The 19,649-nt window shown below is 44.3% G+C and carries 26 protein-coding genes; all 26 read left to right on the top strand.

All coding sequences use genetic code 11. The features are described from left to right. Positions 1–15: 15 nt before the first annotated feature. The 26 genes from tuf (at position 16) to rpsH (ending at position 19,620) form a co-directional block, all read left to right on the top strand. Entirely contained in the window at positions 16–1,203 is a 1,188-nt protein-coding gene (gene tuf / locus J7I83_RS16520; RefSeq protein WP_215102518.1) for an elongation factor Tu, read from the top strand. A 327-nt stretch (positions 1,204–1,530) separates the two neighbouring features. Further along, a complete protein-coding gene (ilvE, locus tag J7I83_RS16515; RefSeq protein WP_215102517.1) occupies positions 1,531–2,430 on the top strand; it encodes a branched-chain-amino-acid transaminase in 900 nt (299 codons plus the stop codon). A 360-nt stretch (positions 2,431–2,790) separates the two neighbouring features. Further along, a complete protein-coding gene (ilvB, locus tag J7I83_RS16510) occupies positions 2,791–4,518 on the top strand; it encodes an acetolactate synthase large subunit (protein WP_215102516.1) in 1,728 nt (575 codons plus the stop codon). Beyond that, positions 4,515–5,027, top strand: coding sequence for an acetolactate synthase small subunit (gene ilvN / locus J7I83_RS16505; RefSeq protein ID WP_215102515.1), 513 nt, complete (start codon positions 4,515–4,517; stop codon positions 5,025–5,027). The genes ilvB and ilvN overlap by 4 nt, the downstream gene beginning before the upstream one ends. 28 nt (positions 5,028–5,055) lie before the next feature. Next, positions 5,056–6,090, top strand: coding sequence for a ketol-acid reductoisomerase (ilvC, locus tag J7I83_RS16500; protein ID WP_215102512.1), 1,035 nt, complete (start codon positions 5,056–5,058; stop codon positions 6,088–6,090). Then, on the top strand, positions 6,077–7,618 hold the full coding sequence (locus J7I83_RS16495) for a 2-isopropylmalate synthase (RefSeq protein ID WP_215102510.1): 1,542 nt from the start codon (positions 6,077–6,079) through the stop codon (positions 7,616–7,618). The genes ilvC and J7I83_RS16495 overlap by 14 nt, the downstream gene beginning before the upstream one ends. Positions 7,619–7,650: 32 nt before the next feature. Continuing rightward, positions 7,651–8,751: a 3-isopropylmalate dehydrogenase gene (leuB, locus tag J7I83_RS16490; RefSeq protein WP_215102508.1), complete on the top strand. Its 1,101-nt coding sequence runs from the start codon at positions 7,651–7,653 to the stop codon at positions 8,749–8,751. Positions 8,752–8,769: 18 nt separating this feature from the next. After that, complete coding sequence (gene leuC / locus J7I83_RS16485; protein ID WP_215102506.1) at positions 8,770–10,188, top strand: 3-isopropylmalate dehydratase large subunit; 1,419 nt, start codon at positions 8,770–8,772, stop codon at positions 10,186–10,188. A gap of 25 nt (positions 10,189–10,213) precedes the next feature. Further along, entirely contained in the window at positions 10,214–10,804 is a 591-nt protein-coding gene (leuD, locus tag J7I83_RS16480; RefSeq protein WP_215102504.1) for a 3-isopropylmalate dehydratase small subunit, read from the top strand. 201 nt (positions 10,805–11,005) lie between these two features. Further along, positions 11,006–12,328 (top strand): Na+/H+ antiporter family protein, encoded by a 1,323-nt coding sequence (locus J7I83_RS16475; RefSeq protein ID WP_215102502.1) that lies wholly within the window; start codon positions 11,006–11,008, stop codon positions 12,326–12,328. A gap of 254 nt (positions 12,329–12,582) precedes the next feature. Continuing rightward, positions 12,583–12,891: a 30S ribosomal protein S10 gene (gene rpsJ, locus J7I83_RS16470; RefSeq protein WP_006828927.1), complete on the top strand. Its 309-nt coding sequence runs from the start codon at positions 12,583–12,585 to the stop codon at positions 12,889–12,891. Between the two features lie 49 nt (positions 12,892–12,940). Then, the gene (gene rplC / locus J7I83_RS16465) at positions 12,941–13,570 is read left to right on the top strand and encodes a 50S ribosomal protein L3 (protein WP_215102500.1); all 630 of its coding nucleotides are present in this window, start codon (positions 12,941–12,943) and stop codon (positions 13,568–13,570) included. Between the two features lie 29 nt (positions 13,571–13,599). After that, complete coding sequence (gene rplD, locus J7I83_RS16460) at positions 13,600–14,223, top strand: 50S ribosomal protein L4 (protein WP_215102498.1); 624 nt, start codon at positions 13,600–13,602, stop codon at positions 14,221–14,223. After that, the gene (gene rplW / locus J7I83_RS16455; protein ID WP_006828930.1) at positions 14,223–14,507 is read left to right on the top strand and encodes a 50S ribosomal protein L23; all 285 of its coding nucleotides are present in this window, start codon (positions 14,223–14,225) and stop codon (positions 14,505–14,507) included. Before rplD ends, rplW begins: the two co-directional genes overlap by 1 nt. 45 nt (positions 14,508–14,552) lie before the next feature. Beyond that, positions 14,553–15,383: a 50S ribosomal protein L2 gene (gene rplB, locus J7I83_RS16450; RefSeq protein WP_215102497.1), complete on the top strand. Its 831-nt coding sequence runs from the start codon at positions 14,553–14,555 to the stop codon at positions 15,381–15,383. A gap of 60 nt (positions 15,384–15,443) precedes the next feature. Then, the gene (gene rpsS / locus J7I83_RS16445) at positions 15,444–15,722 is read left to right on the top strand and encodes a 30S ribosomal protein S19 (protein ID WP_071152059.1); all 279 of its coding nucleotides are present in this window, start codon (positions 15,444–15,446) and stop codon (positions 15,720–15,722) included. Between the two features lie 19 nt (positions 15,723–15,741). Beyond that, on the top strand, positions 15,742–16,083 hold the full coding sequence (gene rplV, locus J7I83_RS16440; protein WP_215102495.1) for a 50S ribosomal protein L22: 342 nt from the start codon (positions 15,742–15,744) through the stop codon (positions 16,081–16,083). Between the two features lie 3 nt (positions 16,084–16,086). Further along, entirely contained in the window at positions 16,087–16,743 is a 657-nt protein-coding gene (gene rpsC / locus J7I83_RS16435; RefSeq protein ID WP_049694551.1) for a 30S ribosomal protein S3, read from the top strand. Between the two features lies 1 nt (position 16,744). Then, positions 16,745–17,179 (top strand): 50S ribosomal protein L16, encoded by a 435-nt coding sequence (rplP, locus tag J7I83_RS16430; RefSeq protein ID WP_006828935.1) that lies wholly within the window; start codon positions 16,745–16,747, stop codon positions 17,177–17,179. Further along, entirely contained in the window at positions 17,169–17,369 is a 201-nt protein-coding gene (gene rpmC / locus J7I83_RS16425) for a 50S ribosomal protein L29 (protein ID WP_215102493.1), read from the top strand. Before rplP ends, rpmC begins: the two co-directional genes overlap by 11 nt. A gap of 24 nt (positions 17,370–17,393) precedes the next feature. After that, positions 17,394–17,657 carry a 30S ribosomal protein S17 gene (gene rpsQ / locus J7I83_RS16420; RefSeq protein ID WP_215102491.1) on the top strand — a complete coding sequence of 88 codons (264 nt, stop codon included), beginning with the start codon at positions 17,394–17,396 and terminating at the stop codon, positions 17,655–17,657. A gap of 47 nt (positions 17,658–17,704) precedes the next feature. Then, complete coding sequence (rplN, locus tag J7I83_RS16415) at positions 17,705–18,073, top strand: 50S ribosomal protein L14 (RefSeq protein ID WP_006828938.1); 369 nt, start codon at positions 17,705–17,707, stop codon at positions 18,071–18,073. Between the two features lie 35 nt (positions 18,074–18,108). After that, a complete protein-coding gene (gene rplX / locus J7I83_RS16410; RefSeq protein ID WP_008432514.1) occupies positions 18,109–18,420 on the top strand; it encodes a 50S ribosomal protein L24 in 312 nt (103 codons plus the stop codon). Positions 18,421–18,447: 27 nt separating this feature from the next. Continuing rightward, positions 18,448–18,987, top strand: coding sequence for a 50S ribosomal protein L5 (gene rplE / locus J7I83_RS16405; RefSeq protein WP_215102489.1), 540 nt, complete (start codon positions 18,448–18,450; stop codon positions 18,985–18,987). A gap of 19 nt (positions 18,988–19,006) precedes the next feature. After that, the gene (gene rpsN / locus J7I83_RS16400) at positions 19,007–19,192 is read left to right on the top strand and encodes a 30S ribosomal protein S14 (protein WP_006828941.1); all 186 of its coding nucleotides are present in this window, start codon (positions 19,007–19,009) and stop codon (positions 19,190–19,192) included. A 29-nt stretch (positions 19,193–19,221) separates the two neighbouring features. Then, positions 19,222–19,620 (top strand): 30S ribosomal protein S8, encoded by a 399-nt coding sequence (gene rpsH, locus J7I83_RS16395; protein ID WP_215102487.1) that lies wholly within the window; start codon positions 19,222–19,224, stop codon positions 19,618–19,620. The last annotated feature ends 29 nt before the right edge of the window (positions 19,621–19,649 follow it).

Below are 19,649 nucleotides of genomic sequence, written 5' to 3'. Positions count from 1 at the left end.
GAGGAGGATTTTTTAATGGGAAAAGCTAAATTTGATCGTTCTAAAACGCACGCGAATATTGGTACAATTGGTCACGTTGACCATGGTAAAACAACTTTGACTGCAGCAATTGCTACAGTACTTGCTAAAAAATCAGGCGGGGAAGCTCGTTCTTACGCTCAAATTGATAACGCACCTGAAGAAAAAGAGCGCGGTATCACTATCAATACTTCACACGTTGAGTATGAAACTGAAACTCGCCACTATGCACACGTTGACTGCCCTGGACACGCCGATTATGTTAAAAACATGATCACTGGTGCTGCTCAAATGGACGGCGGGATCCTAGTAGTATCTGCTGCTGATGGCCCAATGCCACAAACTCGTGAGCACATTCTTCTTTCACGTCAAGTTGGCGTTCCTTACCTAGTTGTATTCATGAACAAATGCGACATGGTAGATGACGAAGAACTTCTTGAACTAGTTGAAATGGAAGTCCGTGACCTTCTTTCTGAATATGACTTCCCTGGCGATGACATTCCTGTCATCAAAGGTTCTGCTCTTAAAGCTCTTGAAGGAGAAGCAGAATGGGAAGATAAAATCGTTGAATTGATGAACGCGGTTGATGAGTATATCCCTACTCCACCACGTGACACTGATAAGCCATTCATGATGCCTGTTGAGGATGTATTCTCAATCACTGGCCGTGGTACGGTTGCTACTGGACGTGTTGAACGCGGCAAAATCAAAATCGGTGATAACGTTGATATCATCGGTCTTACTGAAGAGCCAAAATCTACAACTGTAACAGGTGTAGAAATGTTCCGTAAATTGCTTGACTATGCTGAAGCTGGCGACAACATCGGTGCACTTCTTCGTGGGGTTTCTCGTGATGACGTACAACGTGGACAAGTATTGGCTAAACCAGGCACAATTACTCCACACACTGAGTTCAAAGCTGAAGTTTACGTTCTTTCAAAAGAAGAGGGTGGACGTCACACTCCATTCTTCACAAACTACCGTCCGCAGTTCTACTTCCGTACAACTGATGTAACTGGTGTTTGTAACCTTCCTGAAGGTGTAGAAATGGTTATGCCTGGAGATAACATCGAAATGATCGTTTCTCTAATCTCTCCTATCGCACTTGAAGAAGGAACTAAGTTCTCTATCCGTGAGGGTGGACGTACTGTAGGCGCTGGCGTTGTTGCTACAATCACTAAGTAATAACTGCTGAGTTGTTGATTTAAGACCCTGTCTCATTAAATGAGACAGGGTCTTTTTTTGCATAGTAGCAAAGAGAAAAGCACCTGATTACCATTAATTTTATCTTCGTTCATAAAATATTCAAACTTTTTAAAAAATCTTTCAAAACCAGTGCCAGCAACAATGAAAACGGATACATAGTTTATGAATATTCGAAATTTATGAAAAATCACTAAGAAGTTGATTGACACGCTTCAAAATAGACGATATGATAGCAACAATTTACAAGACACAAACGAAATTCGATATATTGCATATTATAAAACTTTTGAGAAAGAAGTGGACATCATGAGCGAACAAGTAATTTATTTAAATGGTGAATTCGTTAAAAAAGAAGACGCTAAAATTTCAGTTTACGATCACGGTTTTTTATACGGTGATGGTGTATTCGAAGGAATCCGTTCTTATAATGGAAACGTCTTTCGGCTGGAAGAACATTTAGAGCGGCTTTACGATTCAGCAAAATCTGTGATGCTCGAGATACCACACACTTTTGATGAGATGACTCAAATTGTTGTCCAAACCTTGAGAGAAAATAAGTTTAAGGATGCCTATATTCGCCTCATCGTTTCACGAGGGGTCGGAAACTTAGGATTAGATCCTTACAGCTGTTCTAGTCCGAGCGTGATTGTAATAGCCGAACCTCTATCTCTCTTCCCTAAAGCGATGTATGAAACGGGAATTGAAATTGTCTCGGTTGCTACACGAAGAAGCCGTTCGGACGTGCTAAGCCCAAAAGTTAAATCATTGAACTATATGAACAATATCTTAGTAAAGCTTGAAGCTCATCTGGCAGGTGTTTCTGAAGCGCTTATGCTGAATGATCAAGGGTACGTAGCTGAAGGGTCTGCGGACAACATTTTCATTGTCCGTAAAAATAAGTTGCTGACACCTCCAGGTTACGTAGGAGCACTTGAAGGAATTACACGGAATGCAATCATGGATGTGGCTGCTGAAAAAGGCTATGACATCCAGGAAGCTGTTTTCACAAGACACGATGTTTATGTAGCAGATGAAGTATTCTTGACAGGAACGGCAGCAGAAGTAATTGCAGTAGTAAAAGTGGATGGCCGAGTGATTGGTGAAGGAAAACCAGGACCGGTTACGAACGACCTACTTGAATCATTCAGAGAACTTGTCCAGAATGATGGCGTGAAAGTCTATACCGATCATTTAAATGTAGTATAAAAAAGAATCATCTCAATCAAATATTAGTTCAACTCAATGACGAGGTTAAAGTAAATGGACACTGTATTCACAGAGAGTCGGTATAGGTGGAAGCCGGTAATACAACCATTTGCGACATCCCCTCTGAGTGGATTGCTGAAAAGCTACGGCTGTTTAGGTAGTCCCGGTGACTTGCAAGTTAGAAGGCATCGTTAACAACGGATAAGCATTGCTTGTCCATGAGGCTGCGGTTGCGCAGTGAACTAGGGTGGTACCATGAAGCTTTTTCATCCCTATGCGAAGAACATGTTTCTTTGTGTAGGGATGGAAAAGCTTTTTTGTTTTTATTCCACCAGAGACTGAGAAAAGGAGGCGGAAGGATTGGGAGTAAACGTACAGGTTAGAGAAGAAGTTAAACAGCAGCTAACAGGCAGTGGTGCAGACGTACTGATTCAATCTTTGAAAAGCCAAGGTGTAGAAATCATTTTTGGATATCCAGGAGGCGCGGTGCTGCCAATTTATGATGCCTTGCACAAAAATCCAATACGCCATATATTGGCCAGACATGAGCAAGGTGCTATCCATGCAGCAGAGGGATATGCAAGAGTATCCGGTAAACCCGGGGTTGTGCTTGCTACATCCGGTCCTGGTGCGACAAACTTAGTGACAGGAATAGCAGATGCCATGCTGGATTCCTTGCCGCTGGTCATCTTTACAGGTCAGGTAGCAACTTCGGTAATCGGAACTGATGCTTTCCAAGAAGCGGATATCATCGGCATTACACAACCGATTACGAAACATAATTATCAAGTGAAAAAAGTGGCAGATTTGCCAAGAATCATAAAAGAGGCATTCTATATCGCCTCTACTGGACGTCCGGGACCGGTTCTGGTCGACATACCGAAAAACATTGCAACTGAATTATTCTTATCCAATAAAGAAGAAGAGGCAGTTCATTTGCCAGGTTATCAGCCAACAACAAATCCGAATTTCCTACAGATTCAAAAAGCTGCTCAACTGTTATCACAGGCGAAAAAGCCATTGATCTTAGCGGGAGCCGGAATACTTGCTGCTAAAGCGACAGATGAGCTGAAAGCTTTTTCGGAACAACACCAAATTCCGATCACCAATACACTGTTGGGATTAGGCAGCATTGCTGGCGAGCATGAACTGTTCCTTGGAATGGCCGGGATGCACGGGACCTATACAGCCAATACCGCAATTTGTGATTGTGACGTGCTCCTGAACATCGGTGCCCGCTTCGATGACCGATTGACTGGAAATCTCGCTCACTTTGCACCAAATGCACAAGTGATCCATATCGACATCGATCCAGCAGAAATCGGCAAAAACGTTCCGACGGCAATCCCGATTGTAGCAGATGCCAAAGAAGCGCTGCTTCAATTGCTGAATCAATCGTTTGAAAGCCCGGATACCACTGAATGGCTAGCGAAGTTAACGGGTGATAAGACTGAATATCCACTTCAGTATCATCTAAAGGGCCGTGAAGGTATTCTTCCGCAGCAGGCGGTTGAATTGATTCATCGTTTGACGGAAGGAAATGCAGTGGTGACGACTGATGTGGGCCAGCATCAGATGTGGGCGGCTCAATATTACCGCTTTAATAATCCGCATAGTTGGGTAACATCAGGCGGCCTCGGGACAATGGGCTTTGGTTTCCCTGCAGCTATCGGTGCGCAACTGGCAAAACCCGATGAGCTGGTCATCTCCATTGTTGGGGATGCTGGTTTTCAAATGACCTTGCAGGAATTGTCTTTGCTCCAGGAGCTGCGGCTTCCGGTGAAGGTTGTCATCTTAAACAATCAAAGTTTAGGAATGGTAAGGCAGTGGCAGGAAACATTTTACGAAGGGCGTTATTCCCAGTCGTTGATTCCTGTTCAACCTGATTTTGTGAAGTTGGCTGGAGCTTATGACATCAAAGGCTATAAAGTAGAAACGATGGAAGAAGCAGAAGCGGTTTTTGCGGAAGCACTTAATTCAGACGAGCCAGTCTTGATAGATTGCCGAGTGGTACAGCTAGAATCTGTTTATCCGATGGTTGCGCCTGGCAAGGGCTTGAATGAAATGATCGGAGTGAAAGGCGAATGAAACGAGTCATTACAACAACTGTGATCAATCAAAGCGGAGTATTGAATCGTGTGACAGGATTGCTGATGAAACGGCAGTTCAACATCGAAAGCATTTCGGTTGGTCACACTGAGCAGCCAGGCATGTCGAAAATGACTTTCGTGGTCAACGTGGAAGATAAAGGAAAACTGGAACAATTGTTAAAGCAACTGCAAAAGCAAATTGATGTAATCAAAGTAAATGATATTACCGATAAGGCGATGGTGATGAGAGAGCTGGCGCTGGTCAAAGTAGTCGTCCCTCCAGCACTGAGAAACGAAATTCTCAGCATTGTTGAGCCGTTTCGGGCGACAGTCGTCGATATGAGCAAGAATGTAACAACATTCCAAGTGACAGGCGACCCGGAAAAAATCGAAGCGTTTATTGATCTGATGAGGCCTTATGGTGTAAAAGAGCTGACCCGAACCGGGGTATCCGCTTTTGTCAGAGAAACGCAAAAAGCACAAACACCGCAATTGAATATCCTATAACAACCCAAACCCGAGGAGGAAATTAAAAATGGCAAAAATGTATTATAACCAAGACGTAAACGAACAGGTACTTAAAGGAAAGACAATCGCGGTGATCGGCTATGGTTCTCAGGGTCATGCACATGCTCAAAACTTAAAGGAATCAGGCTTTGATGTAGTTGTTGGAGTACGTCCAGGCAAATCATTCGACCAAGCTAAAAATGACGGCATGAAAGTGGCTACAGTAAAAGAAGCAGCTGAAGCAGCAGACGTAATCATGATCTTAGTACCGGATGAAAAACAGACGCAAATCTATAACGCAGAAATCAAACCTTCATTAACAGCTGGAAAATCACTTGTTTTCGCACACGGCTTTAATATTCACTTTAACCAGATTGTCGCCCCTGAAGATGTGGATGTATTCCTGGTGGCTCCAAAAGGGCCGGGACATCTTGTACGCCGTACGTATGAGGCCGGTGCTGGAGTTCCTGGATTGATTGCCATCCATCAGAATGTTTCAGGGCAAGCTAAGGAAGTTGCGCTTGCTTATGCGAAAGGAATCGGAGCTACTCGTGCAGGAGTTTTGGAAACGACATTCAAAGAAGAAACAGAAACGGATCTATTCGGAGAACAGGCAGTTCTTTGCGGCGGTGTAACTTCACTGGTGAAAGCTGGGTTCGAAACACTTGTCGAAGCTGGATACCAACCGGAACTTGCGTATTTCGAATGTATGCACGAATTAAAACTAATCGTCGACTTAATGTACGAAGGTGGCTTGTCAGGAATGCGCTACTCAATTTCCGACACTGCTCAATGGGGAGATTTTGTTTCAGGACCACGCATTGTTGATGCAGATACGAAAGCCCGCATGAAAGATGTTCTTACGGATATCCAAACAGGGAAATTCGCCAAAGGCTGGTTGCTTGAAAATCAATTAAACCGTCCGGAATTTACAGCAATTGAAAAAGCAGAAGAATCTCATCAAATCGAACAAGTTGGACGTGAATTGCGTGCGATGATGCCATTCGTCAATGAAGGCAAAAAAGCTAAACAAAAAGAGGTGGTTGCTAATGTCACAAATTGATATTTTCGATACGACATTACGAGACGGGGAACAGTCGGCCGGGATCAACTTGAATACAGCAGAGAAAATAGAAATCGCCCGCCAGCTTGAACGTCTGGGAGTGACGATTATCGAATCAGGGTTTCCTGCTTCATCTCCAGGAGACTTTGACGCTGTGCAGCGAATCGCAGGCACAGTAAAGAATTCCATCGTAACGGGTCTGGCCCGTTCGATCCAAAGTGATATTGACCGGACATGGGAAGCGTTAAAAGGAGCGGAACAGCCGCATATTCATATCTTTTTAGCGACTTCACCCATCCATATGGAAACAAAATTATTTAAAACACCGGAGCAGGTTGTAGAATTGGCAGTGGAATCGGTGAAATACGCGCGTAAGTTCTTCCCGTTGGTCCAATGGTCAGCGGAAGACGCTTCCCGTTCAGATCCGGAATTTCTGGCCCATATTATCCGCAAAGTCATCGAAGCAGGGGCAACGACCATCAACCTGCCGGATACAGTCGGTTATGCGACGCCTCATGAGTATGGTGCAATGTTTAAATACATGAAAGAAAACGTAGAGGGAATTGAGAAAGTGAAGCTCTCCGCACACTGCCATAATGATTTGGGCATGGCAACAGCCAATACTTTGGCCGCGATTGAAAATGGAGCCACTCAAATTGAAGGAACCATTAACGGTATCGGCGAACGTGCCGGCAACGTCGCACTCGAAGAAATTGCAGTCGCTTTGCATATACGCAAACAGATCTTCAATATCGAAACGGGTATCAATCTTCATGAAATCAAGCGCACAAGCCAATTGGTCAGCCAGTTGACAGGCAGCTTGATTCAGCCGAATAAAGCCGTCGTCGGCAAAAATGCTTTTGCCCATGAATCTGGCATACATCAGGACGGTATGCTGAAGAACCCATTGACTTATGAAATCATCACACCGGAATTAATCGGCGATGCCGCGACCGAATTGGTGCTTGGCAAACATTCTGGGCGCCATGCCTTTAAAGACCGTGCAATCAAAATGGGCTTTGATTTAACTGATGAGAAGCTCAATAACGCATTTGTCGAGTTTAAGAAATTAGCTGACCGCAAGAAAGAAATTATAGAAGATGATCTATACGTATTGCTGACGGACCAGCAAATCCATGATACTGAAACACCCGTTTATAAGCTGGAAAGTGTTCAAGTGCAATATGGTACGGCAAATATTCCAACAGCTACCGCTTCTGCCTATCACCCAAATGGTGAACTGATCAGCGAAGCCGCTACTGGAGCCGGATCGGTTGAAGCAATCTTCAACACATTGGAGCGGATTGTTGAAGGCAAAGTCCATATTTTAGATTACCGTGTAACATCCATCGGTAAAGGACGCGATGCCTTGGGCGAAGCGGTCATCAATATGAGTTATAACGGAGAGACGGTTACCGGCCGCGATGTTGCACAGGATGTCCTGGAAGCAACAGCAAAAGCATATTTGAATGCAGTCAATCGCCAAATTGTCCAAGTAGGAAAGAAAGTCAGAATGTCTGCAGTGTAAGAAAGAACAGATCGAAAGAGGAGGAATTCAAAATGAAAAAAACAATAGCGGTATTGCCAGGAGACGGAATCGGACCAGAAGTAACAGATGCAGCGGTAAAAGTACTTCAATCCATCGCAATGCGTTATGGACATACTTTTCATTTAAAGCACGCGGCAATCGGGGGCACGGCGGTTGATCAATTTGACAACCCGCTGCCTCAGCAAACCATTGATGTTTGCGACGCGAGCGACGCGATTCTCCTCGGTGCGGTCGGGGGAACGAAATGGGATAGTAACCCTGCTCACTTGCGTCCGGAGAAAGGGCTTTTAAACATCCGGAAACATTTCGATTTGTTCGCCAATATCCGTCCGGTCAAAGCGGTGCCAGCATTGCTGGGATCTTCTCCTTTAAAAGAAGAAGTGGCGAAAGAAGTGGATATGGTCATTGTCCGCGAATTAACGAGCGGGTTGTATTTCGGAGAGCCGAAACGCCGGTCGGAAAAATCGGCAGTAGATACCTTGGTTTATACGAGAGAGGAAATCGAGCGCATCGTCAATCAAGCGTTTGAAATCGCCCGTACACGTAAAGGCAAGGTGACTTCGGTCGATAAAGCCAATGTATTGGAAACTAGCAAACTATGGCGTGAAGTTGTGGAAGAACGCAGAAAAGCGTATCCGGATATCGAAGTGGAGCATATGCTGGTTGATTCAGCGGCAATGAAGCTAATTACCGATCCACGTTCTTTCGATGTTATAGTAACGGAAAATATGTTCGGTGACATCCTGAGCGACGAAGCTTCAGTCATCACCGGTTCACTTGGCATGCTGCCATCTGCAAGCATCCGTTCAGACGGCTTTGGCCTTTACGAACCCGTACACGGCTCAGCCCCGGATATCGCAGGACAAAACAAAGCGAATCCATCTGCTGCCATCTTGTCAGCTGCTATGATGCTTAAGCATTCATTCGGTCTTCATACGGAAGCTGCAGCTATTGAAAAAGCTGTAATGGGCGTCCTGGAAGATGGCTATTGCACAGGAGATCTGGCCGGAGAAGGGAAACGCGTAGTTTCAACCGATCGATTCGTAACGAAAGTTGTGGAAGAGTTGGAAAGAGAATTTGTATCAGAACATATCATGTATTCTTATGTGTAAGTGAAAGGAGCAGTTCGCATGGCAAAAACAATTATAGAGAAAATTTGGGAACAACATATCGTCTTTGAAGAGCAAGGCAAGCCGGATCTGCTATATATCGACCTTCATTTATTGCATGAGGTGACATCCCCACAAGCTTTTGAAGGGCTTCGGTTGAACGGACGCAAAGTTCGCCGGCCGGATCTTTGTTTTGCAACCATGGATCACAACGTTCCGACACGAAACCGTGAAACGATTACAGATCCCATTTCGCGGAAACAAATTAAAACCTTGCAGGATAACTGTGATGAGTTTGGTGTTCCGCTTGCGGGAATCAACCATCCAGACCAAGGAATTGTCCATGTCATTGGACCGGAACTGGGCTTGACGCAACCCGGCAAGACCATTGTCTGCGGCGACAGCCATACTTCAACGCACGGTGCTTTCGGCGCTTTGGCTTTCGGTATTGGTACCAGTGAAGTGGAGCACGTTCTTTCTACACAAACGTTGTGGCAGTCAAAGCCGAAAACCATGGAAGTGCGAATTGACGGCAAGCTGGGCTTTGGCGTTTCTTCCAAAGATGCCATCCTGGCCATTATTTCGAAATTCGGCATCGATATGGGAACTGGGCATATTATGGAGTATACAGGTGAAGCCATCCGTGGGTTATCGATGGAAGAACGCATGACCATATGCAATATGTCGATTGAAGCCGGTGCACGCGCAGGGCTGATCAGTCCTGATAGAACGACGGTGGAATACTTGAGAGGGCGCAGAAATGTACCTGAAGGCGAAGCGTTTGAAAAAGAAGCTGCCCGTTGGTTGGCTCTTGCAACAGACGAAGGCGCACAGTATGATGCGTCAGTGACGATTCACGCAGATGAAATTTCTCCATTCGTCACATGGGGCACCAACCCTTCGATGGGTTCAGGCATTGCAGAACGCGTTCCATCTGCAGTCGATTATGATAAACAGTCGGATAAAGACGCTTTGCAGCAAGCTTTAACTTATATGCACCTGGAAGAAGGAACACCACTTTCTTCGATTGATATTCAGCATGTCTTTATCGGCTCCTGTACAAATGCCCGTCTTGGCGATTTGCGTGCGGCCAGTGAAATCATCAAAGGTAAAAAAGTGCATCCGTCCGTAACGGCCATTGTCGTACCTGGATCTGAAACGGTAAAACGTGCAGCAGAACAGGAAGGATTGGATAAGGTATTTCTTGAAGCTGGATTCGAATGGCGCGAAACAGGATGCAGCATGTGCCTGGCGATGAATGAAGATTCGGTGCCTGCCGGTGAACGCTGTGCTTCAACTTCCAATCGGAATTTCGAAGGGCGTCAAGGAGCGGGATCGATGACGCATCTGGTGAGCCCTGTAATGGCAGCAGCGGCTGCGATTGAAGGCCATCTAACTGATGTCCGCAATTATATGAAAGAGCCCTTACCATCAGCATGACAGGCAGAAATGAGGAGGCCAAACGATGAAACCGATCAATAAAATCTCAAGCGTTTTGACTCCGCTCGAACGCAAAAACGTAGATACTGACCAGATCATCTCAAAAGAGTTTCTAAAGCGTATTGAACGGACGGGATTCGGCAAGTATTTATTTTATCATTGGCGCTTTCATGCTGATGGGACACCAATAGAAGACTTTGTTCTGAATGACCCCCGATTCAAAGACTCCGAAATTTTGGTCGCACAAGAAAATTTCGGCTGCGGTTCTTCTCGTGAACATGCTCCTTGGGCGATTTTAGATTACGGATTCCGCGTAGTCATCGCTCCCAGCTATGCAGACATCTTCTATAATAACTGTGTAAAGAATGGCATTTTGCCAATTCGCTTAAAGGGTCAGGAAGTCAATGAGTTGATTGACAAGGGACAACGTCAGGAATTCAAGTTGGACATCAATTTGGAGGACCAGACTGTCACGAGCCAGGATGGCACACACTATGAATTTGATATTGATCCATACTGGAAAGAAATGCTGCTGAAAGGCTGGGATGAAATCGCATTGACAATTCAGTACGATTCTTATATCGCGGCTTACGAAGAAAAACAGCAGCAGATTTAAAGGAATAGAGGAGAACAGGCCATTGGTGTCAGAATAGCTTGTTTTCATAAGGAGACCCTTTACCTAAACCGTAAAGGGTCTTTATTTTTAGATTTTTTTGTCTATAAGAAAAACAGAAATAGGCTGTTGACAAGCATTTCGCGGTTTGGTAATTTAAAGTGTGTACTTTAACGCTTTAGCAAACTAAAGGAGAGTTTACTTATGAATGCAGTTGTTGTCGCTGTCTTAGTCATGCTCGTATTGAGCTTATTGCGTGTGAACGTCGTCTTTGCTTTATTGATTGGCGCGCTTGCAGGGGGATTAAGCGGTGGATTATCGTTTATGGATACATTAACATCATTTACAGACGGTTTAGGGGCGGGTGCAACCATTGCGCTCAGCTACGCGATGCTCGGTGGATTTGCCGTAGCAATTTCACGTACTGGAATACCGGAACTACTTGTGTCAGGCGTCTTGAAGCTGGTCAATAAAGATGGGGAGGCGACACGGGAAAACCTGGCGAAAGCCCTTATCATTATTGCCTTGCTGGCAATGGCTATCTTCTCGCAAAATTTGATTCCGATCCACATTGCTTTTATTCCTTTATTGGTACCACCGATTTTGCATATTCTAAATGAACTGCGGATCGACCGCCGCTTGATTGCGGCGGTCCTGACGTTCGGTCTAACGGCTCCCTATATTCTATTGCCGTATGGCTTTGGTTTGATTTTCCACGAGATTGTCTTTACGCAGATGGAACTTGCGGGCTTGACCATCGACATGGCGGATATTCCGAAAGCGATGGCAATTCCGGTAGCGGGCTTATTGGTAGGATTAATCATTGCGGTGTTCATCTCTTACCGTAAGCCGCGTGATTATCATAAAACTACTTCTACTATAGAAGGAACTTTGAAAAAGACGGCATCTAGAAAAGATGTCATCGTGACGATCCTGGCATTGATTGCGGCCCTGGTTGCCCAAATACAGACGGACTCAATGATCATCGGTGCACTTGCCGGTATTCTCGTGCTGTACGTCTTTGGTGCAATGAAATGGCGCGAAGCTGACGATGTCCTTACAGAAGGCATGCGCATGATGGCGTTCATCGGCTTTGTCATGATTACAGCAAACGGCTTTGCATCAGTCATACAGGCGACAGGAGCTATTGAGCCACTAGTTGAAAGCGTCTCCGAACTGTTTGCCGGAAATAAAGGCATTGCGGCACTGGCGATGCTTATCGTAGGCTTGTTTGTGACGATGGGCATCGGCTCATCGTTTGCGACGATTCCGATCATTGCTGCCATCTTCGTACCACTGAGCCTTGAGTTCGAATTCTCGACAATGGCGATCATCGCCTTGATCGGCACTGCAGGGGCATTGGGCGACGCTGGATCACCAGCTTCTGACTCGACGCTTGGTCCAACTGCCGGACTGAATGTCGACGGGCAGCACAATCACATCTGGGACACGTGCGTTCCGACTTTCCTTCATTACAATATTCCCTTGGTAATTTTCGGATGGGTTGCTGCCATGTTGCTGGGATAAGCTCGAAATGTTCGGACTATTACGATCTGGCTTGAAGTTCTAAAATATCCTGTTATACTAATAAAAGCGAATTGAAAAGAATTTCGTGGAAGTACTTGCGGAATTCTTTTTTCTTTTGTATAATGGTGAATGTTGGTCTTTGACTGCGATGAAGCGAGAGGTTACCGATACACCCGGCCGCTTTGCCATGGCGAGTGATTGGAAAATTTTCGTGGAGAATGTCTATCAAAAATAGGCGAAAAGGAGGGAAAATAATGGCAAAACAAAAAATTCGTATCCGTTTAAAAGCATATGATCACAGAATTCTTGATCAGTCTGCCGAGAAAATTGTAGAAACCGCAAAACGTTCAGGTGCAAGCGTATCGGGTCCGATACCGTTGCCGACTGAAAGATCGGTCTACACAATCTTGCGTGCTGTCCATAAGTACAAAGATGCTCGTGAGCAGTTTGAAATGCGTACACACAAACGTCTAATCGATATCGTTAACCCGACACCACAAACTGTCGATGCGTTGATGAAACTTGATTTACCGTCAGGCGTTGACATTGAAATTAAACTTTAATCGGTGAACGAAATAGAAAAACATAAATAACCACAGGAGGTGTGACAACATGACCAAAGGAATCTTAGGTAGAAAAATCGGTATGACGCAAGTTTTTGCTGAGAACGGTGATTTAATCCCTGTAACTGTTATTGAAGCTGCTCCAAACGTAGTACTTCAAAAGAAGACAGTCGAGGTCGACGGCTACGAAGCAATCCAATTAGGTTTTGAAGACAAGCGCGAAAAGCTTTCAAACAAACCTTCTAAAGGACACGTAGCAAAAGCAAACACTACTCCTAAGCGCTTCATTCGCGAACTTCGCAATGTAAACTTAGCTGATTACGAGATTGGTCAAGAAGTTAAAGTAAATGTATTCGCAGAAGGCGATGTAGTAGATGTCACAGGAACAACAAAAGGTAAAGGTTTCCAAGGTGTTATTAAACGCCACGGACAATCTCGCGGACCAATGACTCACGGTTCTCGTTATCACCGTCGTCCTGGTTCAATGGGTCCGGTTGCTCCTAACCGCGTATTCAAACAGAAAAAATTACCTGGTCAAATGGGTGGCACGACAATTACGATTCAAAACCTTTCCATCGTGAAAGTTGATCTTGAACGTAACCTGCTACTTGTTAAAGGTAATGTTCCTGGTTCTCGCAAAGCATTGATCCGTGTTAAATCGGCAATTAAAGCGAAATAATAATTTTTTAGAGAAAGGAGGAAACAAGAATGCCTAAAGTAGCTTTATTAAATCAAACAGGTTCACAAGTGGGCGACATCGAATTGAACGACTATGTATTCGGTATCGAGCCAAATGAATCAGTGTTATTTGACGCAGTAGTGTCTCAACGCGCTTCACTTCGTCAAGGTAACCATAAAGTAAAAAACCGTTCTGAAGTAGCTGGTGGTGGTAAAAAGCCATGGCGTCAAAAAGGAACTGGACGTGCTCGTCAAGGGTCGATCCGTTCACCACAATGGCGCGGAGGCGGTGTCGTATTCGGACCAACTCCACGTAGCTATAGCTACAAACTTCCTAAAAAAGTACGTCGTTTAGCTCTACGTTCTGCACTTTCATCTGCAGTAATCGGAGAAAACCTGATGATACTTGAAGGATTGACATTTGATGCACCGAAAACAAAATCTTTCAACCAGTTGATCCAAGATCTTTCAATTGGCAAAAAAGCATTGTTCGTAACTGCTGACCTTGATGAGAACGTTGCAAAATCTGCACGTAACCTACACGGTATGACAGTAGTAGCAGCAGATGGCATTAACGTACTAGACTTGCTTGGACATGACAAAATTGTTATGACAAAAGCAGCGATTGAGAAAATTGAGGAGGTGCTTAGTTAATGGAAGCACGTGATGTAATTAAACGTCCAGTCATTACTGAGCAATCATCTGAAGTAATGGCAGAGAAAAAGTACACTTTTGAAGTGGACACTCGCGCAAATAAAACACAAGTTAAACAAGCTGTGCAGGAGATCTTTGGCGTGAAAGTTGAGAAAGTCAACATCATGAACTACAAAGGTAAATTCAAGCGCATGGGCAAACACGCAGGATATACGAACAAACGCCGTAAAGCGATTGTTAAATTGACTGCGGAATCTAAAGACATCGAGTTATTCGAAATTTAATTTCCGTAAGTTCTTAAAGAACTATTAAAGAAGGAGGGAAACAACGTGGGGATAAGAAAATATAAACCTACCACTAACGGTCGTCGTAACATGACGAGTTCAGATTTCGCTGAAATCACTACGAACAAACCTGAAAAATCGCTTTTACGACCTGTAAAGCGCAAGGGCGGCCGTAACAACCAAGGTAAAATAACTGTTCGCCATCACGGCGGAGGACATAAACGTCAATACCGTGTTATCGATTTCAAACGTAACAAAGATGGCATTCCAGGACGCGTTGCTACAATTGAGTACGATCCAAACCGTTCTGCAAACATCGCATTGATTAATTACGCTGATGGTGAAAAACGTTACATCCTCGCTCCTAAAGGAGTCGAAGTTGGAACTCAACTTATGTCAGGTATTGAAGCGGACATCAAGGCGGGTAACGCTTTGCCGTTGTCAAACATCCCAATGGGTTCTACAATCCATAACATCGAATTGAAGCCAGGCGGCGGCGGACAACTAGTTCGTTCTGCAGGAACTTCAGCTCAGGTATTGGGTAAAGAAGGAAAATACGTAACAGTTCGTTTGCAATCAGGCGAAGTTCGCATGATTCTTGCTACTTGCCGCGCAACTATCGGCGCAGTAGGAAATGAGCAACACGAATTGATCAACATTGGTAAAGCAGGACGTAACCGCTGGAAAGGCAATCGCCCAACAGTACGTGGATCTGTAATGAACCCTAACGATCACCCACACGGTGGTGGTGAAGGACGTTCGCCAATCGGACGTAAATCACCAATGTCTCCTTGGGGTAAACCAACTCTTGGATACAAGACACGTAAGAAAACGAACAAGTCAGATAAATTTATCGTGCGTCGTCGTAAAAAATAATTTGATTCCGCTACGGTTCGTCAAAAGAACCGTGGTGCAATCACGAAGGGAGGATCCCACATGGGCCGCAGCTTGAAAAAAGGACCTTTTGCTGATGATCATCTTATGAAAAAAGTTGAAGCACAAAAGGACTCTGAGAAAAAACAAGTGATCAAAACTTGGTCTCGCCGTTCTACAATTTTCCCGACATTCATCGGACAAACAATCGCAGTATACGATGGTCGTAAACACATCCCTGTATATGTGACTGAAGATATGGTGGGCCATAAACTAGGCGAATTCGCTCCAACACGCAAATACGCTAGTCATGGTGCAGACGATAAGAAAACAAGACGTTAATTGAGAGGAGGATTTCCCCATGCAAGCAAAAGCTGTCGCTAGAACAGTACGTATTGCTCCTCGTAAAGTCCGTTTAGTAGTAGATTTAATCCGAGGCAAGCAAATCGGCGAAGCTGTTGCGATTTTGAACCACACTCCAAAAGCAGCATCTATTGTTGTTGAGAAGTTATTGAAATCTGCAGCTGCTAACGCTGAACACAACTACGAAATGGATCTGAATGACTTGGTCATCAGTGAAGTATTCGTTGACGAAGGACCAACACTTAAACGTTTCCGTCCACGTGCAATGGGACGCGCAAGCGCAATTAATAAACGCACAAGCCACATTACACTAGTGGTATCTGACCAGAAGGAGGGGTAATTCGTGGGACAAAAAATACATCCAATTGGGATGCGTATCGGAATCATTCGTGATTGGGAATCTAAATGGTACGCTGAGAAAGATTATGCGACGCTTCTTCACGAAGATATTAAAATCCGTGAATACGTTGAAGCACGTTTGAAAGAAGCTTCAGTTTCTAAAATCGAAATTGAACGCGCTGCAAACCGTGTCAACGTAACTATTCACACTGCGAAACCAGGTATGGTAATAGGTAAAGGTGGATCTGAAGTAGAAGTACTTCGCAATCAGCTTAACTCTATGACTGGCAAGCGTGTACACATCAACATCATTGAAATCAAAAGAGCTGACCTTGATGCAAGATTGGTTGCTGAAAGTGTTGCACGTCAATTGGAAAACCGAGTATCTTTCCGCCGTGCACAAAAACAAGCGATCCAACGCACTATGCGTTCTGGCGCTAAAGGAATCAAAACTCAAGTATCTGGACGTCTAGGCGGCGCTGACATTGCGCGTGCCGAACACTACAGTGAAGGTACTGTTCCGCTCCATACGCTCCGCGCTGACATTGATTATGCGCATGCTGAAGCAGACACAACTTATGGTAAGCTTGGCGTGAAAGTATGGATCTACCGCGGTGAAGTCCTTCCAACTAAGAAGAAATCTGAGGAAGGAGGCAAATAATATGTTAATGCCTAAACGCGTTAAATATCGTAGAGAGCACCGAGGCAAGATGCGCGGAGAAGCTAAAGGCGGTAAAGAAATCGCATTCGGCGAATTTGGTCTCCAAGCACTAGAATCATCTTGGATCACTAACCGTCAAATCGAAGCTGCACGTATTTCCATGACTCGTTACATGAAACGTGGCGGTAAAGTCTGGATTAAAATTTTCCCTCATAAACCATATACGAAAAAGCCTCTAGAGGTTCGTATGGGATCTGGTAAAGGTTCACCTGAAGGCTGGGTAGCCGTTGTCAAAACTGGTAAAATCATGTTCGAACTTGGTGGAGTAACTGAAGAAGTGGCACGCGAAGCATTGCGCCTTGCATCTCACAAACTTCCAATCAAAACGAAGTTCGTAAAACGCGAAGAAATTGGTGGTGAATCGAATGAAAGCTAATGAAATCCGTGACCTAACCACTGCTGAGATTGAACAAAAAGTGAAATCACTGAAAGAAGAGCTTTTCAACCTTCGCTTCCAATTGGCTACTGGTCAATTAGAAAATACTGCTCGCATCCGCGAAGTACGTAAAGCGATTGCCCGTATGAAAACTGTGATTCACGAAAGAGTACTCAGTGGCACTAACTGATAAATCGAGAGGAGGTTTGCAAGTATGACTGAGCGTAACCAACGCAAAGTATACACAGGCCGTGTTGTGTCTGACAAAATGGACAAAACCGTTACAGTAATGGTTGAAACTCAAAAGAAGCACGCATTCTATGGCAAACGTGTAAAATACTCTAAGAAATATAAAGCTCATGATGAGCTAAACGAAGTGAAAATGGGCGACGTAGTTCGCATCATGGAAACTCGTCCGTTATCATCTACAAAACGTTTCCGCGTATTGGAAATTGTAGAAAAAGCGGTTATCATTTAATTTAAATAATTTCGGAACCTAAGAAATTCCGGAGGGAGGTTACCTAAGTGATCCAACAGGAAAGTCGTTTAAAAGTTGCAGACAACTCGGGTGCTCGTGAAGTACTAACGATTAAAGTACTTGGTGGTTCTGGTCGCAAGACTGCAAACATCGGAGACGTAATCGTTTGTACCGTGAAAAAAGCAACACCAGGTGGCGTTGTTAAGAAGGGTGAAGTCGTTAAGGCTGTCATCGTTCGCACGAAAAGCGGAGCTCGCCGTAAAGACGGTACTTATATCAAATTTGATGAAAATGCATGTGTCATCATCCGTGACGACAAAGGTCCACGCGGAACTCGTATTTTCGGACCTGTTGCCCGCGAACTTCGCGATAACAGCTTCATGAAAATCGTATCACTTGCTCCTGAAGTTCTTTAATAAATCAATGTGCCATACCAAGGAGGTGCGACAGAATGCATGTTAAAAAAGGCGATACAGTTAAGGTAATCTCAGGCAAAGACAAAGGCAAAACAGGTGTTGTTTTGACTGCTTTACCTAAGAAAGACCGTGTGCTTGTAGAAGGTGTAAACATCGTGAAAAAGCACACAAAACCGAACCAGGCAAATCCACAGGGTGGGATTGTCAGCCAAGAAGCAGCAATTCATGTTTCTAACGTAATGTTACTTGACCCTAAATCCGGCGAGCCGACTCGTGTAGGATATAAGGTTGAAGATGGTAAAAAAGTTCGTGTTGCAAAAAAATCCGGCGAAAAATTAGATAAATAAAATTCCTGAATGAAGGGAGGTACACACATGAACCGCCTAAAAGAAAAATATGTCAATGAAATCACTCCTGCTCTAGTGAGCAAGTTTGAATATAAATCGGTAATGCAGGCACCTGAAGTAAACAAAATCGTCATCAACATGGGTGTAGGCGAAGCTGTTCAAAACACTAAGTCACTTGACTCTGCTGTTGAAGAATTACAAACTATCACTGGCCAAAAACCAGTCGTTACTAAAGCTAAGAAATCTATCGCTGGCTTCCGTCTACGTGAAGGTATGCCAATCGGATGTAAAGTTACACTACGCGGAGAGCGTATGTATGACTTCCTGGATAAATTGATTGCTATCTCACTTCCACGTGTACGTGACTTCCGTGGCGTATCGAACAAATCGTTCGACGGACGCGGTAACTACACACTTGGTGTGAAAGAACAATTGATCTTCCCTGAAATCGACTACGATAAAGTTAACAAAGTACGCGGTATGGACATCGTAATTGTAACAACTGCGAACTCTGATGAAGAAGCTCGTGAGTTATTAACACAATTCGGAATGCCGTTCCAAAAGTAAACGTGAGGGAGGCGTAAACGTGGCTAAAAAATCTATGATCGCAAAACAAAAACGCACGCCAAAGTTTAAAGTACAAGAGTACACACGCTGTGAACGATGCGGACGTCCGCATTCAGTATTACGCAAATTTAAACTTTGCCGTATTTGTTTCCGTGAACTTGCATATGTGGGACAAATTCCTGGCGTCAAAAAAGCCAGCTGGTAATCCCCTAATTTGGGAAGGAGGTAAAAGTAATGACAATGACAGATCCGATTGCAGATATGCTGACACGCATTCGTAACGCAAACATGGTTCGTCACGAGAAATTAGAGCTTCCGGCTTCTAATGTGAAAAAAGACATCGCTGAAATCCTTAAGCGTGAAGGTTTCGTTCGTGACGTAGAATATGTTGAAGATGATAAACAAGGCATGATCCGGATTTTCCTTAAATACGGATCAAACAACGAACGCGTTATTACTGGATTGAAACGTATTTCAAAACCAGGACTACGTGTTTACGCTAAAACTAATGAGGTGCCACGTGTACTAAACGGTCTTGGAATCGCTTTAGTCTCAACATCACAAGGTTTAGTAACTGATAAAGAAGCCCGCGCGAAACAAATCGGCGGAGAAATCATAGCATACGTTTGGTAATAAGCAACAAGCGAATGGAGGTGCAAAAG

The sequence above is a fragment of the Planococcus sp. ISL-110 genome, assembly GCF_018613575.1.
Taxonomy (GTDB): domain Bacteria; phylum Bacillota; class Bacilli; order Bacillales_A; family Planococcaceae; genus Planococcus.
Note: the sequence above shows the minus strand (reverse complement) of the source record. Positions and strands in the feature narration are given on the sequence as shown.